Raw genomic sequence first — 251 nt, 5'->3', positions numbered from 1 at the left:
TCCCAGTCGCGGTTGAAGGCTTCGAGCTGGTCGGGGTTCATGGTGGATTCGGCGATGGCGGCGGTGTCCGCGCCGGTTAGCGCTTTATGGGGCATGGGCGTGAGGGTGCCGCCGACTTTGATGGCAGGGGGAAAGTCTGCGCTGATGAAGATGTCGGATGCGTTGCGTTTTTCGGCCTCTTCACACATGCGGTCGAGCAGGGGATGAAGATGCGTGCCGATTTCGGCCGGGGTGGGGATGTGCGGTGCTTG

General features: G+C 62.5%; 1 pseudogene. It reads right to left on the bottom strand.

Annotated elements, in window-relative coordinates:
- Positions 1-251, bottom strand: a pseudogene (locus tag ACTHSP_RS23920) (type IV pili twitching motility protein PilT); the annotation flags it as partial.

It is taken from the genome of Neisseria sp. P0001.S005 (assembly GCF_051963715.1).
Note: the sequence above shows the minus strand (reverse complement) of the source record. Positions and strands in the feature narration are given on the sequence as shown.